The following is a 14,949-nucleotide window of genomic DNA, read 5'->3' as shown; positions in this document are numbered from 1 at the left end:
CGAGCGGCGGATCAGGCCGGGCGCTTGGCGGGGGAGACGGTGAGCGCCGGGTCGGTCTGGGCGACATCCCCGACGGCCTCGTCGATGCGCGCCATGACGTCGCCGGACAGACGCACACCGGCGGCCGCGGCGTTCGACCGCACCTGCTCCGGGCGCGACGCGCCGACGATCGCGCCCGACACGTTCTGGTTCTGCAGCACCCACGCCACGGCGAGCTGCGCCATGGTGATGCCGAGCTCGTCCGCGATCGGCTGGAGCCCCTGAACCGCGGTCAGCACCTCGTCGCGCATGAATCCGCGGATGGCGTCGGCGCCGCCCTTCTCGTCGGCCGCGCGGCTGCCCTCCGGCGCCTGCTGTCCCGGCTTGTACTTGCCGGTGAGCACGCCCTGGGCGACCGGCGACCAGACGATCTGCGAGATCCCGAGCTCGCCCGAGGTGGGCACCACCTGCTTCTCGATGACGCGCCACAGCATCGAGTACTGCGGCTGGTTCGAGATGAGTTGGATGTTGAGCTCCTTGGCGAGCGCGTGTCCCGCGCGCAGCTGGTCGGCCGTCCACTCGCTGACGCCGATGTAGAGGGCCTTGCCGGCGCGTACGACGTCGGCGAACGCCTGCATCGTCTCCTCGAGCGGGGTCTCGTGGTCATACCGGTGCGCCTGGTACAGGTCGACGTAGTCGGTGCCGAGGCGCTGCAGCGATCCGTCGATCGACTCGAGGATGTGCTTGCGCGAGAGCCCGACGTCGTTGTGGCCCTTGGGGCCTGTCGGCCAGTAGACCTTGGTGAAGATCTCGAGTGAGGCGCGGCGCTGGCTCTTCAGGGCGTCGCCGAGCACCTGCTCCGCGACCGTGTTGGCGTACGCGTCCGCGGTGTCGAAGGTCGTGATCCCCGCGTCGAGGGCGGCGTGCACGCACTCGGTCGCCGTGTCGTTCTCGACCTGGGAGCCGTGGGTGAGCCAGTTGCCGTAGATGATCTCCGAGATCTTGAGACCGCTGTTGCCGAGGTACCTGAATTCCATGCCCCCAAACGTACGTCGCCGAGTCCGCGAAGTGCACGTCGTGGTCGCTATTCGCCGGTTTTAGGCGCCACGACGTGCACTTCGGCGGAGGAGTGTCCCGCGTGTCGGCGGCGGGTGAGAAGCTGGAGTCGTGGGACGAGCGGATGGCAGCCAGCGGCAGGTGAGCGCGGCCGACGTCGACGACTCCGAGTCCGCCATCCTGCATGTCGACATGGATGCGTTCTTCGCGTCCGTCGAGCTGCTGGAGCGCCCGGACGCCCGCGGCAAGCCGGCGATCGTCGGGCATGCGGGCGGCCGCGGCGTCGTCACGAGCGCGACCTACGAGGCGCGGCGGTACGGCGTGCGCAGCGCGATGCCCATGTCGCAGGCACTCCGGCTGTGTCCGAACGCGATCATCCTCCCGCCCCACTACGACCGGTACACCGAGTACTCGGCGAAGGTGATGGACATCTTCCGGGAGGTCACGCCACTGGTGGAGCCGCTCAGCATCGACGAGGCGTTCCTCGATGTCTCGGGCGCCCGCCGCCTGCTCGGGTCGCCGCGCCGCATCGCCGAGCTGATCCGGTCGCGGGTGCAGGAGGAGACCGGGCTGACCTGCTCGGTCGGGGTCGCGGCGACGAAGTTCATGGCGAAGCTCGCCTCGGGCCGCGCCAAGCCGGACGGCCTGCTGGTCATCCCGCGCTCCGAGACGCTCGCCTTCCTCCGCCCGCTTCCGGTGGGCGCGCTGTGGGGCGTCGGTGCGAGCACGCAGGCGTCGCTGGAGCGGATGGGGCTGCTCACGGTCGGCGACCTCGCGGACGCCCCGCTGCACGTGCTTCAGAAAGCCGTCGGAGACGCGAGCGGTCGCAAGCTCCACGAGCTCGCGAACGGCCGGGACGACCGTGGCATCGTGACCGAGTCGCGCGAGAAGAGCATCGGCCACGAGAACACCTTCGGCACGGATGTCGGCGACCTCGACGTCCTCCGCCGCGAGTTCCTGCGCTTGTCTGGCCGGGTCGGCGAGCGGCTCCGCAAGCACGCGATGATCGCCCGCACGGTGTCGATCAAGGTGCGGTTCTCCGATTTCCGGACGATCACGCGGTCGCGCACGTTGGCGGAGCCGACCAACGTCGGCAGGCGCCTGTTCGAGGAGGCGTGGGATGTGTTCGGCGCCCTCAACCTCGACGTGCGGCAGACGCCGCTGCGGCTCATCGGCGTCCGCGCGGAGCAGCTGCTCGATGCGGGCGGCGACGCGGTCGCGCTCTGGGATCCGGACGAGGAGTGGCGCGAGACCGAGCGCACCCTCGACGCGGTGAGCGCGCGGTTCGGCCGCGGGATGATCGGACCGGCCTCGCTGGTGCGCCGTGCGCGCGATGCCGACGAGGAGGAGCGCGACGGCCGCAACCCGAAGTACGTGAGCGACTGAACGGGCCTGGTCGCACGGAAGGCCGGGGGCTACGCTCAGGCGTATGACGAACATCTCGCTCAAGCTCGCGGAGACGCTCAGCGCCTCCGGCATCAAGTCGGTCTACGGCGAGCCCGTCGTCGTCGACGGGACCACGATCGTGCCGGTGGCGGCCGTCCAGTTCGGTTTCGGCGCGGGAGTCGTGGGCGAGGGCGGCGAGGACGCCCCCGGCGGTGGTGGCGGCGGCGGATGGGCCGTGCCGTTCGGCGCGTACGTCTCCGACGAGACCGGGGTCCGGTTCCGTCCGAACCTGATCACGCTGCTGGCGATCGGCATCCCGTTCGTCTGGGTGGCCGGTCACGCCTGGTCGCGCGTGATCCGCGCGCTCAAGAAGTAGCACCGTGCCCTCAGCGGACTAGTATTGGGGGCGAACACGGGAGTCCGGTGAGCCGGGCTGAGAGGAGACTTCTCCAAGTCTCGACCGTCGAACCTGATCTGGGTCATGCCAGCGCAGGGAGGCCATCTCACATCCCGTGCCCTGTTTCGCTGAATGAAAGGGCACGTCCAGTGCATGCAACCATCACCTCCACGTCCACCGGCGCGCGTTCGCGCGTCTTCCGCTGGCGCGTCGTCGACATCGTCGTCGCCAGCGTCGTCGCCGTCGCGTCCGGCGTCGTCTTCTGGGTCTGGGGCATCGTCCAGAACCCGATCTCAGAGCCCGTGGGAGCCCTCCTTCCAGGCTTCCAGGGCATCCTGAACGGTCCGTGGCTGTTCGCCGGGGTGCTCGTCGCGCTCATCGTGCGGAAGCCCGGCGCCGCACTGTTCGGCGAGGTCGTCGCGGCGACCGTCTCGGCGCTGATCGGCACGCAGTGGGGATTCGCCACCCTGCTCTCCGGCGTCGTGCAGGGGCTCGGCGCCGAGATCGTCTTCGCGCTGTTCCTCTACGCGAACTGGCGCCTCGTGCCCGCCCTCCTGGCGGGCGCCGGCGCCGGGATCGCCGAGTCGATCCTCGACCTCCTGTACTGGTACCCGGGGTCCAAGCCGGAGTTCGCGATCACGTATGCGATCACCACGACGATCTCGGGCATCGTGGTCGCAGGCCTCGGCTCGTGGCTGCTCGTCCGCGCACTCGCGAAGACAGGGGCGCTCAGCCGCTTCGCCGCGGGCCGCGAGTCGCGGACGGCGTCGCGGGCCTGACGGCCGTGGAGTCGGGACTGACCGCCCCGGCCGCGGTCCGGGTCGACGGCTGGGGCTGGCGTTACGCCGGACGGGACGCCTGGGCGGCCCGCGGGGTCGATCTGCGGATCGAGCCGGGGGAGCGCGTGCTGCTGCTCGGCGCGTCCGGCGCGGGCAAGAGCACGCTGCTCGCGGGCCTGGCCGGTGTGCTCGGCGGGGATGACGACGGCGAGGCCGAAGGGTCGCTGACCGTCGGCGGCCGACCGCCGGCGTCGGCGCGGGGGACGGCGGGACTGCTGCTGCAGGATCCGGACGCCCAGGTCATCCTCGCTCGGGTCGGCGACGATGTGGCTTTCGCGTGCGAGAACCTCGGAGTGCCGCGGGACGAGCTGTGGGGCCGCGTCCGGCGGGCACTGAGTGACGTCGGTCTCGACGTGCCGCTCGACCGCTCGACGAGCCAGCTCTCGGGCGGTCAGAAGCAGCGCCTGGCGCTGGCCGGCCTGCTCGCCATGCGGCCCGGACTGCTGCTGCTCGACGAGCCGACCGCGAACCTCGACCCCGGCGGGGTGCTGGAGGTTCGGGATGCGGTTCACTCGGCCCTCGACGCCACCGGCGCCACCCTGGTCGTCGTGGAGCACCGCGTGGCGGTGTGGCGCGACCTGGTGACGCGTGTCGTGGTGCTCGGAGCCGACGGCGGTGTGCTGGCCGACGGCGAACCCGAACAGGTCCTCGCCGATACGGCCGGGGAGCTGCGGCGCGCCGGCGTGTGGCTGCCCGGCACGCCGGTGCCACGTTCGCCGTCGGTCGCCGAGGGCGCCCCGCTGCTGACGGCGCGCTCGCTCGTGTTCGGCCGGGGGCCGGCGGTGACACGGGGCCGGAAGCGCGGGCGTCCGCCGGTCGGGGCCCCGGTCGGCCGTCCGGTCGACGCCGACGTCCGCGAGGGTTCGGCCCTGGCGCTGACCGGAGCGAACGGAGCCGGCAAGTCGACCCTCGCGCTGACTCTCGGCGGCCTGCTGCCGCCGCTCGGCGGCGCGCTCGTCGCCGAGCCGGAGCTGGCGGCCGGAGCATCCACCGACCCGGCGATCTGGCGCTCGCGCGAGCTGCTCACCCGGATCGGCAGCGTCTTCCAGAACCCCGAGCACCAGTTCATCGCCTCCACGGTGCGGGAGGAGCTCGCCGCGGGGCCCCGGGCACTGCGTCTGGCGGCCGACGATGTCGAGCGCCGGGTGGACGAGCTGCTCGACGGGCTCGCGCTGACCAACGTGGCCGACGCGAATCCGTTCACGCTGTCCGGCGGTCAGAAGCGCCGGCTCTCGGTCGGCACCGCGCTCGCGACCCGGCCACGCCTCCTGGTGCTGGACGAGCCGACCTTCGGTCAGGACGCGCGCACCTGGGACGGCCTCGTGCGGATGATCGCCGAGCTGCGCCGGGACGGCCACGCCATCGTTGCCGCGACGCACGACGCCGAGTTCATCGAGGCCGTCGGTGCCGCCGCGCTCCGCCTCGACGTCGCGGAGGTGCGCACATGACCCTGCTGCAGCCCCTCCGCACCGGCCCGCTGGCGACGCTCAACCCCGTCGCGAAGCTGGGCGCGGCGCTCATCGTCACGGTCGCGCTGCTCCTGTCGATCGACCCGGTCTCGGCCGGCGTCGCCCTGGGGCTGGAGCTCGTGCTGCTGACGCTCGCGCGCATCCCGCTCCGCTCCGTCGTCGCGCGGACCGCCCCGGTGTGGATCGCGGCCCCGCTCGCCGGGCTCACGACCGTGCTGTATGGACAGACGTCCGGCACCGTCTACGTGCAGTGGTGGGCGGTCGCGATCAGTGACGGCTCGATCGCCCTCGGCGTGGCGACCGCACTGCGCGTGCTCGCCATCGGCCTGCCCGCCGTGCTGCTGTTCGTCACCATCGACCCGACCGACCTGGCGGATGGATTGGCGCAGCTGGTGCGCCTGCCCGCGCGTTTCGTGATCGGCGGGCTCGCTGCTCTCCGTCTGGTCGGACTGTTCGCGGAGGACTGGCGCGCCCTGACCCTGGCGCGCCGCGCGCGCGGCGTCGCGGAGTCGGGCGCCTTCCGCCGGTTCCTCGGGCAGTCGTTCGCCCTGTTCGTGCTGTCGCTGCGCCGCGGGACGAAGCTGGCGACGGCGATGGAGGCGCGCGGCTTCGGCGCGCCCGGCACGCGCACGTGGGCGCGCCCCTCCGTCTTCCGCGGGCGCGATTGGGCCGCCCTGGTCGTCGCGGCGCTGGTCGCCGGGCTCGCGATCGCGGCGGCCGTCGCAGCGGGGAGCTGGAATGCACCGCTCAGCTGACGACCCGATCGGCGTGCTCCGCTCAGCCGTCGCACGGGCCGTCGCCGACGCGACGAGCGCCGGCCGGACCCCGATCGTCCTGATCGACGGACCGAGCGGCGCCGGCAAGAGCACCCTCGCCGACCTCCTCATCGCGCGCTGGCCGGCGGAGGGGCGCCCGCGGCTCGTGCGCATGGACGACCTGTATCCGGGATGGGACGGCCTCGATGCGGGAAGCGAGGCGCTCGGCCGTGACCTCCTCGAGCCGCTCCGGGCGATCGGCGCGGGCAGCTGGCAGCGCTGGGACTGGGCGGGCCATCACCCGGCCGGGGTCGAGCTGGTGGCCGGCGGCGAGCCGCTCGTGGTCGAGGGATGCGGCACCCTCTCGCGCCGGAACACCGCCTGCGCGGACCTGACCGTCTGGCTGGAAGCGGACGACGCCCTGCGCAAAGAGCGTGCGCTCGCGCGTGACGGTGAGACCTTCGCGGCGGAGTGGGACCGCTGGCAGGCGCAGTTCGAGCGGTTCGTCGCCCGCGAGCATCCACGTGCCGCCGCGAACCTCGTCCTGGACGTGACGGGACTCGACTTGCCGGGTGGGATCACCGAGGTCCGATCGGGTACTACGGTGGAGTCATGACCGACGCACGACAGGACCCCGAATACATCGTCGAGTACGCCGACGGGCCGCTCGTCGGCCAGAGCGACCGCCGCTTCCTCGTAGACGGCAAGGTGGACGAGCGCATCGGCGTGATCGCCGCCGTCGAAGGCCTGGAGTCGACGTTCTGGTACGTCGCGGGCGAGGAGCGCGAGGTCGAGGGCCAGAAGCTGGTGTCGTACCACTTCGACGCTCCGGACTCCGACCCGGTGGAGGCCGACAAGGAAGACGAGTCGATCTTCGGGAACGGCGCCTGACCTCCCGCTGATGCCGGCCTCCCGCTGATTCCCGTGGGCTACGCCGGTCGTCCTGGCTAAGCCCAGCCCAGCTCGTGCAGACGCTCGTCGTCGATGCCGTAGTAGTGGGCGATCTCGTGCACGAGCGTGATGTGGATCTCGTCGCGCAGTTCGTCCTCATCGGCGCTGATCGCGAGGAGCGGCTCTCGGTAGAGCACGATGCGGTCCGGCATCTCGCCGAAGCCGTACGTGTCGCGCTCGGTGAGGGCGACACCCTCGTACAGGCCGAGCAGGTCGAGGGAGCCGTCCTCCGGGCGGTCCTCCACGACGAACACGACGTTGTCGAGGCCGTCGACCATCTCATCCGGGAGTTGATCGAGCTCGTCGGTGACCATCGCCTCGAAGGCGTCCTGGTCGAGGTCGAGCGTCACGCGCGGCTCACCACGCCTCGGCGACGGCGGCGTGGAGGTCGAGCAGCCCGGCCGTGCGCTCGCTCGGGCCGCGGCCGAACCCGCACTCGGTCGCGACGCCGAAGCGGGGCTGCGCGGTCGCGGCCGCCTGCGCCCGGCGGCGGGCGCCCTCCACGCCGTCCTCGTGATGCAGCAGCCCGAGGTACAGCTCGGTCTCCGCGGGGACCACGACATCGGCGAGCGGCGCGAAGTACGCCGCGTCGTCCCGCTCGATCGGCACCGGGAGGTGCACCCAGGTGACCGGGCGCGGAGCGGCGTCGAGGATGCCGCGGAGCACCGCAGCGAGTCGCCCGGCGTCGGTGGGCTGCACGAAGTGCTGCTCCTCCACATCGCCGTAGCAGAGGTGATAGCCGAGCTGCACGTCGGTGGGCACCGCCGCGGCCTGCCGGGCGGCGCGCTCCACGACGCCGGCAAGCACGTCGTCGCCGAACCACGAGGGCATCCGCCCTTCGAGCAGCGCGAACTCGACGGCGGTGTCCCACTGGATCGCGAGGTCGTCGTGCGGGATGCCGTCGAGGATGCGCTGCAGCTCGCCGAAGAGTGCCCGCTCGTAGGCGGGTTCGACAGCGGCGCGGTCCTCCGGCACGATGAACGGCCCGACCACGCCGGCCGGTGTCGGCAGGGACACCTGGAAGCGCACGCCCGCCGGGATCACGCCATCCTCGCGGAGGCTGCGGAACACGCCGTACGAGTCGAGAGCCGCCTCCGCATAGCCGAGGTCGGGGAAGACGAGGTCGTCGGCGGACACGCCCTCATCGAGATGGAACGGACGCGGGTCGAACACGCCGCGCAGCAGCGGCGCATCACCGGGGATGCGCGAAAGGCCGCTCATCGTGTCGAGGCGGCCCGTCTGGAACTGCACCCAGTAAAAGCGTTCGCCCACCTCGCCGTCCGGGATGCGGCGCATCCGGTCGCCGAGATGGGCGTTCACGGTGCGGAACACCGTCTCGGCGTCCGGCAGGTTGACGCTGCCGACGAGATGGGCTCCGCGGATGGCGGGGGAGGCGGGGGCGTGCTCGGTGCTCACTCGCGCGAGTCTACCGGCGGCCGCCGCCCGCCTTCCCGGCTCTCAGGTCAGTACCAGTTGACGGCCTCGGAGTGGCCCCACGCGGCGCACGGGGTTCCGTACCCGCGGGAGATGTAGTCGAGTCCCCACTTGATCTGGGTGGTGGCGTTGGTCGCCCAGTCGGTGCCGAACGACGCCATCTTGCTGCCCGGGAGGGCCTGCGGGATGCCGGTCGCACCGCTGCCGGAGTTGGACGCCTGGTAGTTCCACCCCGACTCGCGCTGCCACAGCTTGTCGAGGCACTGGAACTGGTCGGCACCCCAGCCGTACTGGCTGGCGGCGAGGCTCGCGGCGGTCGCCTTCGCGCCCGCCGGTGTGTTGGCGTTGGCGAGAGCCGCGGCAGCAGCGGCAGCGGCCTCTGCGGCGCGGCGGTCGGCATCGGCGCCGGCGGCGGCCAGGGCGTCGGACGCGGCCTGGGTCGCCACGATGCTGTCGCGGAGGGTGTCTTCGTCGAGCTTGGTGTAGCCGCTCAGGCCGGCGATCGCGGTCTTCGCCGCCGACGCGTCGGCCTTGGCCTGGTTCGCGTTGACGGTGGCCTCTGCTCCGGTCAGCGTCGTCTTCGCCTGGCGCTCGAGGCGGTCGCGCACGATCGAGTCGTACACGGAGAGCTGCTCGTGGCGCATCCCGGTGGCCTCGGAGAGCTCGCGGGTCTTCCGCTCGCTCTCCTGCTGCTGGGCCATCGCGGGGGCGAGGAGGCTGGCACTGACCAGCACGGCGGCGGCACCGGAGACGATGCGGCCGAAGGGGATGGGACTGCTCTTGAGGGTGGTACGGAGAGAACTCAGCATGCTTTTCCTGGATCGGGCTTCCCCGCCTGACGCATGGCGACGCCGTGGGCGTCCATGCGACCGGACCGTGTGTTTTCGGGTGGTCCTGCGGGCTGACTGCCGCGCGGCACGCGCGGAAGCGCCTCGTGGACCCGTGGTCCGGAAGGCGCGGCATGCGGCGCGGGTGTGCCGGGCGTGGGAAGGGCTGCGTGTCCAGGGCGACGCCGGGGGACGTCTCAGGTTGGGGGCCTTACGGGTTCGGGGCCTGGATGCGCGCCTGCGCGGCACGGACGGCTTTCACTGCCGTCGGTAAACGACCCTAGGCGCTGTTTCTGGACGGTTCGGGCATGGATCCTGGCAAAGTCGTGTACGCGTCAACGACCTGTCGGCGAGTCGGTCGGAGCCTCCGCGCGCTCCTCGGCCTCCACCTCGGCTTCTGCCGCATCCATGCGCCGGTCGGTGACCCAGAGCATCGGGATGAGCTGCAGCACGACCAGGATGCCCATCACGAGGAACACCCAGCGCACGCCGAACAGCTGACCGATCAGACCGCCGGCGAGTGCGCCGAGCGGCATCGTGCCCCAGGCGAGCAGGCGGTACGCGCTGTTGACGCGCCCGAGAAGGCGCGTGGGGGTGACGCGCTGCCGCAACGAGACGGTGATCACGTTCCAGATCGAGACGGTGACGCCCCCGATCAGCATGCCCGCCGCGATGACGAAGGGGTTCGTGGTGAAGAACGGCGTCGCGACGGTGAAGAGGGAGCCGACGATGGTCAATGCGAGGCCGCGCGCCCGTCCGAGCAGGCGCTCTGCGGGCTCCGCGAGGAAGGTGCCGAGCACGCTTCCGACGGCCGATGCCGTCAGCAGCAGCCCGTATCCCGGGTCGGTCAGCTTCATGGCCGACTGCGGACCGACGGCGTACAGCACGAACACGGTGAAAACGGCGGAGCTGGCGAAGTTGAAGACGCCCACCATGATCGCGAGCGTGCGCAGCAGCGTGCTGCGGCGGAGGAAGCGGAGGCCCTCGGCGATGTCGGCGCGGATCGTCGTGCGCTCTGGGCGATCGGCCCGGTAATGCCCGCGGACGAGCAGCAGCATCCCGATCGCCGCGAGCCACAGCAGGACGGGCGCGCCGAACGCGAGTGCGACGCCGGTCGCCACCAGGAAGCCTCCGAGCGGAGGGCCGACGAATTCGTTCGCGGTCAGCTCTGCCGCGTAGAGGCGCCCGTTCGCCCGGGAGAGGCGGTCGCGCGGGACGAGCTGCGGCAGGATCGACTGCGACGACGTGTCGTACACGGTCTCCGCGACGCCGATGCAGATCGCCGCCGCGTACAGCATCCAGATGGACCCGATCCCGGTCAGGGTGGCCACCGTCAGGAAGGCGAGGAAGAGCGCGCGGGCCGCGTTCGCGACGAGCATCAGGCGACGGCGATCGAGCCGGTCGGCGAGCGCTCCGGCCGTCAGCGCGAACAGCAGCCAGGGGAGGGTGAAGGCGAACGTGAGGCCGGCGATGAGCGCGGGGGAGTCGGTGTAGCGGATGGCGACGAGCGGCAGGGCGACCTTCATCACGCCGTCGGCGAGGTTCGAGAGGCCTGCCGACGTCCACAGCTTCCAGTAGCGTGCGCCGAGTCCGTTCGCGGTCATACGGCAAGGGTTGCACAGTGATTGAGAAAACTCAATCGATGGATGAAACCCCAATCCGCGCTAAAGTCGGAGCGTGACCGACGAAGCCAGCACCGACGCAGGACCGGACGCGAAGCGCCGCCCGGCGACGCCGCAGGAGCTCAAGGCCCTGTCGCATCCGCTGCGCGTGCGCATCGTTCGGCTCTGCGGCGACCGCGAGCTCACCAACAAGCAACTCGCCGACCGGTTGGGCGTCGACCCGGGCACGGCGTACTACCACGTGCGCCAGCTGGTCGACGCGGGGTTCCTGGAGCCGGCGGAGGTGCGGACGGGGGAGACGGGCGCTCTCGAGAAGCCCTACCGCTCCACCGGGCGGACCTGGTGGCTGTCCGTGCCCCTGGAGGACCTCGACCTGAGCGACGGCTTCGCGCCGGTGGATGCGTTCCAGCAGGAGCTCGCCGAGGCCGGTCCCGCATCCATCGCGACGTACGCCCGCTTCTCGCTGCATCTCTCGCCCGAGCATGTGGCCGAACTCGACCGGCGCATCGTCGCCGTCATCGACGAGTACGTGGAGACCGACGCCGAGCGGCGGCACCTGCCCGCGCACGGCGGGCTGTTCCTGCTGCACAGGACGGCCTCCCCGGGCGACGATGAGGGAGAGGACGCGGGAAAGGCGCCCTAGAGCGCCGTCGCGGCGGCCGCGAGCACCTGCGCCAGGGTCGGGACACCCTCCGCGCGGAACACCTCCGTGCCGTCCGGCGCTTCGACGATCACCGTCGGGGTGGAGCGGATGCGGTCGCGCTCGGCACGCTCCAGGTTGCGTGCCACATCCAGCTCGGTCACCACGATCCGCGGCGCGAGTCGCGTCGCCTCGGCGAGCACGGCACGCGTCTGCATGCACGGCTCGCAGAAGGCGGACGTGTAGAGAGTGAGCTGCGCCTTCCCGGTGACCTCCGGGACAACGGCCGGTGTCGAATCCACACCGTCAGTGTACGTCCGGGGAAATCGGGGCGACGATCGCGCGGTGCGGGCCGTCGGCACCACCGCTGTGCGGGCGGGACCAACAGAATCGTCCCGTGAGCCGAACGACCTTCACGCGCTACGTCGCCCTCGGAGACTCGCTCACCGAGGGTCTCTGCGACCGCGCCCCGGGGCAGGCGGACGCCTTCCTCGGCTGGGCCGACCGCCTGGCCGGCATCCTCGACGGCGACGCCCGGCTGGCCGGCGCCTCGCTGGAGTTCGCCAACCTGGCCGTGCGCGGCCGCCGAATCGCGGACGTGGTGGATGCGCAGATCCCGCACGCGCTCGACCTGCGGCCCGACCTCGTCTCCGTGATGATCGGCGGGAACGACCTGATGAGCCCCGCGGCCGACCCGGACGCGCTCGCCACCCGGCTCGAAGCGGGCATCCGCGACCTCCGGGCCGCGGGGACGACCGTCCTGCTCGCCAACATCTTCGATCCGCAGTTCGCCTTCTTCCTCAAGCCGTTCCGTGGGCGCGCGGCCGTCTTCAACGCGAACATCTGGAGCATCGCGCGGGATCAGCGCGCGATCGTGCTCGACGTGTGGGGCGTCCGCGAGTTCCGCGACCCGGCGATGTGGGCATCCGATCGGGTGCACCTGAGCACGCGCGGCCACCGGCTGCTCGCCGCGCAGGCCGCCCACGCCCTCGGGGTGCCGTACGCCGAGGTGAGCGGGCCGGAGACGACGGTCGCGCCGGAGGCGACGGCGCCGGTGCCGCCCGATTCGGTGCCGTTCCGGACCTGGCTGCGGGTGTACGCCATCCCGTGGATCGCCCGGCGGGTGCGGCACGTGTCGACCGGCGACGGGATGGGGCCGAAGCTCCCGGTGCCGCAGCGGGTCGACTTCGGGGCGCTGTCCGCGGGTTCGGGTCTGTCCGGCCCTGCCGGTCTGTCCGGGGGTGTCGGGGGCCAGCATTAGACTCCTGTTATGGCTACTTCCTCGGATCGACTGGTCTGGATCGACTGCGAGATGACCGGCCTCGACCTCGAGGTCGATGAGCTCGTCGAGATCGCGGTGGTCATCACCGACTTCGAACTGAACGTGCTCGACCCCGGTCTCAGCATCGTCATCAAGCCCGACGATTCCGCGCTCGAGAACATGGGCGACTTCGTCCGGCAGATGCACACCACCTCGGGCCTGATCGAGGAGATCCCGAACGGCAAGAGCCTCGCCGAGGCCGAGTACGAGGTGCTCGAGTACGTGCTGAAGTTCGCGCCGACCGCTCGGACGGCCCCGCTCGCCGGAAACACAATCGGTACCGACCGCATGTTCATCGCCAAGTACATGCCGCGGCTCGACAACCACCTGCACTACCGCAACGTGGATGTGTCCTCGATCAAGGAGCTCGCTCGCCGCTGGTTCCCGCGCATCTACTTCAACGCCCCGGAGAAGAACGGCGGCCACCGGGCGCTCGCCGACATCCTCGAGTCGATCCGCGAGCTCGACTACTACCGCTCGGCCGCGTTCGTCGCTCCGCCCGGGCCCACCACGGAAGACACCCAGGCGCTGGCCGCGGGCGTGGTGGAAAAATGGGCTCCCCGCATGTACTAGAATCGGTGAGTTGCTTCGGTCGATCCGCGTGATCGGCGAGGTGCCGTGGTGGGTATAGCTCAGTTGGTAGAGCGCCTGGTTGTGGTCCAGGAGGTCGCGGGTTCAAGCCCCGTTACTCACCCCACACAGGGCCGGACTCCCGTAGTCCGGCCCTTTTTTCGCATCCCCACGCCCCCACCGTCGAGTCCGCAAACTTTGCACGCTCGGGGCGCCGAAAACGTACAAAGTTCGTGTACTCGACGGTGGGGGGATGCGCAGAAGTGGACGGTGCCCCCGGCAGGAATCGAACCTGCGACCAAGAGATTAGAAGGCTCCTGCTCTATCCGCTGAGCTACGGGGGCGTCGAGTCAACGATACCGGAGCGCTCCGCTGCCGCCGCGTCAGAGCGTCTGGCCGGTCTTCCCCGCGCGGTTGACGATCGCGATCACGGGGCGGCGCCCGCGGAGGCCGAAACGAAGGCGGAGGCTCGCCTGCCGGGCGATGAGCACGGCGACGACGGCAGCCGCCGCGGCGGGCACGAGCCCGGAGATCGCCATGGCGACGTGCGGGCCGACCTGCTCCACGATCCACCCCATCAGCGGGCCGCCGAGGGCCTGCCCGCCGAGCAGCACGAGGATGTACAGCGAGATCACGCGCCCCCGGATCTGCACGTTCGACGACATCTGCACCAGGGAGTTGGCCGCGGTGATGAAGAGCAGGTTGCCGACGCCGATGGCGACGAGCAGCAGCCCGAAGGCCAGCTCGCCCGGCGCGAATCCGGCGAGTGCCTGCACGATCCCGAGGGCTGCGGCGGTTCCGACGACCATGGACAGCCGGACGCTGGTGCGGCGCGTCGAGGCGAGTGCGCCGGTGAGCGCGCCGGCGGCGACGAGCGCGTTGAACATCCCGTAGCCCTGCGCGCCGACGTTGTAGACGTCGTTCGCGTAGGCGGCGAGGAACACGGGCATGTTGAAGGCGAACACGGCGACCACGGCGACCATGACGATCGTCCAGAAGATCACCGGCTTGCGGCGTACGTACCGCATCCCCTCGGCGAGCTGCCCCTTGCCGCGGGGAGCCGCAGGCGACGCGTGCAGCTCTGACCGCTTGAGCGTCGCCACGGCGAACACCACGGCGAGGCACGCGACGGCGTTGATGGCGAACGACCATCCGCCGCCGACCGCGGTGATGAGGATGCCGCCGACGGCCGGCCCGATGAGCCCGCCGAGCTGGAAGATCGACGAATTCAGGCTGATCGCATTGCGCAGGTAGCGCGGACCGACGAGCTCGTTGACGAACACCTGACGTGCCGGGTTGTCCACGACCGTGACGAGACCGAGGGTGAACGAGATCGCGTAGACGTGCCAGACCTCGATGGCGCCGGTCAGCGTGAGCACGGCGAGTAGCGCCGCGAGCGCGGCCGCGCACGACTGCGTGATGACGAGCAGCCGCTGCTTGGAGTAGCGGTCCGTGATCACTCCGCCCCAGAGGCCGAAGAGCAGCATCGGCGTGAACTGCATGAACACGGTGACGCCGACGGCCGCGACGCTTCCGGAGAGCTGCAGCACCAACCAGTCCATCGCGATGCGCTGCATCCACACCGCAGTGTTGGCGACCAGGTTGCTTGCCGCGAACCGGCGGTAGTTCGGCACCCGCAGCGAGGCGAACGTCTCGCGCCACGGCGGCCGGGTGGAGAGGACCGGCATGGGTCCGGTGGGCGG

Annotated in this window: 17 protein-coding genes, 2 tRNA genes and 1 riboswitch; of the genes, 11 read left to right on the top strand and 8 right to left on the bottom strand. The window is 71.1% G+C overall.

All coding sequences use genetic code 11. The annotated features are described in order from the left end of the window. Nucleotides 1-11: 11 nt before the first annotated feature. Nucleotides 12-1,016 (bottom strand): aldo/keto reductase family protein, encoded by a 1,005-nt coding sequence (locus tag H284_RS0101860; RefSeq protein ID WP_018190741.1) that lies wholly within the window; start codon nt 1,014-1,016, stop codon nt 12-14. Nucleotides 1,017-1,146: 130 nt separating this feature from the next. Between H284_RS0101860 and H284_RS0101855 the strand changes: the two genes are divergently transcribed. The 7 genes from H284_RS0101855 (at nt 1,147) to H284_RS0101825 (ending at nt 6,772) form a co-directional block, all read left to right on the top strand. After that, nucleotides 1,147-2,421 carry a DNA polymerase IV gene (locus H284_RS0101855; protein WP_231371043.1) on the top strand — a complete coding sequence of 425 codons (1,275 nt, stop codon included), beginning with the start codon at nt 1,147-1,149 and terminating at the stop codon, nt 2,419-2,421. A gap of 43 nt (nt 2,422-2,464) precedes the next feature. Continuing rightward, the gene (locus H284_RS0101850) at nt 2,465-2,797 is read left to right on the top strand and encodes a spore germination protein GerW family protein (protein ID WP_018190743.1); all 333 of its coding nucleotides are present in this window, start codon (nt 2,465-2,467) and stop codon (nt 2,795-2,797) included. Between the two features lie 26 nt (nt 2,798-2,823). Further along, nucleotides 2,824-2,934, top strand: a riboswitch (TPP riboswitch). Between the two features lie 33 nt (nt 2,935-2,967). Then, a complete protein-coding gene (locus H284_RS0101845; protein ID WP_018190744.1) occupies nt 2,968-3,597 on the top strand; it encodes an ECF transporter S component in 630 nt (209 codons plus the stop codon). 5 nt (nt 3,598-3,602) lie between these two features. Next, the gene (locus H284_RS0101840; protein WP_020074954.1) at nt 3,603-5,105 is read left to right on the top strand and encodes an ABC transporter ATP-binding protein; all 1,503 of its coding nucleotides are present in this window, start codon (nt 3,603-3,605) and stop codon (nt 5,103-5,105) included. Continuing rightward, nucleotides 5,102-5,881 (top strand): energy-coupling factor transporter transmembrane component T family protein, encoded by a 780-nt coding sequence (locus H284_RS0101835; RefSeq protein WP_020074953.1) that lies wholly within the window; start codon nt 5,102-5,104, stop codon nt 5,879-5,881. Before H284_RS0101840 ends, H284_RS0101835 begins: the two co-directional genes overlap by 4 nt. After that, nucleotides 5,865-6,497 carry a nucleoside/nucleotide kinase family protein gene (locus H284_RS0101830; protein WP_020074952.1) on the top strand — a complete coding sequence of 211 codons (633 nt, stop codon included), beginning with the start codon at nt 5,865-5,867 and terminating at the stop codon, nt 6,495-6,497. Before H284_RS0101835 ends, H284_RS0101830 begins: the two co-directional genes overlap by 17 nt. Next, nucleotides 6,494-6,772 carry a hypothetical protein gene (locus H284_RS0101825; protein WP_018190748.1) on the top strand — a complete coding sequence of 93 codons (279 nt, stop codon included), beginning with the start codon at nt 6,494-6,496 and terminating at the stop codon, nt 6,770-6,772. The genes H284_RS0101830 and H284_RS0101825 overlap by 4 nt, the downstream gene beginning before the upstream one ends. Before the next feature lie 56 nt (nt 6,773-6,828). On the opposite strand, the gene H284_RS0101820 is transcribed toward H284_RS0101825, so the two are convergent. From H284_RS0101820 to H284_RS0101805, 4 genes are all read right to left on the bottom strand, one after another. Continuing rightward, nucleotides 6,829-7,146, bottom strand: coding sequence for a metallopeptidase family protein (locus H284_RS0101820; RefSeq protein WP_039731272.1), 318 nt, complete (start codon nt 7,144-7,146; stop codon nt 6,829-6,831). Nucleotides 7,147-7,189: 43 nt separating this feature from the next. Continuing rightward, nucleotides 7,190-8,248, bottom strand: a complete 1,059-nt coding sequence (locus tag H284_RS0101815) for a hypothetical protein (protein ID WP_020074951.1) — start codon at nt 8,246-8,248, stop codon at nt 7,190-7,192. Between the two features lie 47 nt (nt 8,249-8,295). Further along, nucleotides 8,296-9,075: an aggregation-promoting factor C-terminal-like domain-containing protein gene (locus tag H284_RS0101810; protein WP_020074950.1), complete on the bottom strand. Its 780-nt coding sequence runs from the start codon at nt 9,073-9,075 to the stop codon at nt 8,296-8,298. 353 nt (nt 9,076-9,428) lie between these two features. Then, nucleotides 9,429-10,697 carry an MFS transporter gene (locus H284_RS0101805; protein WP_020074949.1) on the bottom strand — a complete coding sequence of 423 codons (1,269 nt, stop codon included), beginning with the start codon at nt 10,695-10,697 and terminating at the stop codon, nt 9,429-9,431. A gap of 73 nt (nt 10,698-10,770) precedes the next feature. On the opposite strand from H284_RS0101805, the gene H284_RS0101800 reads away from it, so the two are divergent. Then, nucleotides 10,771-11,358 carry an ArsR/SmtB family transcription factor gene (locus tag H284_RS0101800; RefSeq protein ID WP_020074948.1) on the top strand — a complete coding sequence of 196 codons (588 nt, stop codon included), beginning with the start codon at nt 10,771-10,773 and terminating at the stop codon, nt 11,356-11,358. Here H284_RS0101800 and H284_RS0101795 read toward each other — a convergent pair. Continuing rightward, nucleotides 11,355-11,657, bottom strand: coding sequence for a thioredoxin family protein (locus H284_RS0101795; protein ID WP_020074947.1), 303 nt, complete (start codon nt 11,655-11,657; stop codon nt 11,355-11,357). The two genes, H284_RS0101800 and H284_RS0101795, sit on opposite strands and share 4 nt — an antisense overlap. Before the next feature lie 95 nt (nt 11,658-11,752). On the opposite strand from H284_RS0101795, the gene H284_RS0101790 reads away from it, so the two are divergent. The 3 genes from H284_RS0101790 to H284_RS0101780 all read left to right on the top strand — a co-directional run bounded on the left by H284_RS0101790 (nt 11,753) and on the right by H284_RS0101780 (nt 13,373). Then, on the top strand, nt 11,753-12,616 hold the full coding sequence (locus H284_RS0101790) for an SGNH/GDSL hydrolase family protein (protein ID WP_020074946.1): 864 nt from the start codon (nt 11,753-11,755) through the stop codon (nt 12,614-12,616). A 9-nt stretch (nt 12,617-12,625) separates the two neighbouring features. Then, nucleotides 12,626-13,249 (top strand): oligoribonuclease, encoded by a 624-nt coding sequence (gene orn, locus H284_RS0101785; RefSeq protein ID WP_029042786.1) that lies wholly within the window; start codon nt 12,626-12,628, stop codon nt 13,247-13,249. Nucleotides 13,250-13,297: 48 nt separating this feature from the next. Further along, a tRNA-His gene (locus H284_RS0101780) sits at nt 13,298-13,373 on the top strand. A gap of 144 nt (nt 13,374-13,517) precedes the next feature. Here the strand turns inward: H284_RS0101780 and H284_RS0101775 are convergent. Together H284_RS0101775 and H284_RS0101770 are read right to left on the bottom strand one after the other, a co-directional pair. Beyond that, nucleotides 13,518-13,590, bottom strand: a tRNA-Arg gene (locus H284_RS0101775). 39 nt (nt 13,591-13,629) lie between these two features. Next, nucleotides 13,630-14,934, bottom strand: a complete 1,305-nt coding sequence (locus H284_RS0101770) for an MFS transporter (protein WP_020074944.1) — start codon at nt 14,932-14,934, stop codon at nt 13,630-13,632. Nucleotides 14,935-14,949 lie beyond the last annotated feature (15 nt).

Origin of the sequence: Cryocola sp. 340MFSha3.1 (assembly GCF_000383315.1) — a bacterium.
GTDB lineage: Bacteria > Actinomycetota > Actinomycetes > Actinomycetales > Microbacteriaceae > Leifsonia.
This window is presented reverse-complemented; position numbering and strand designations above follow the sequence as displayed.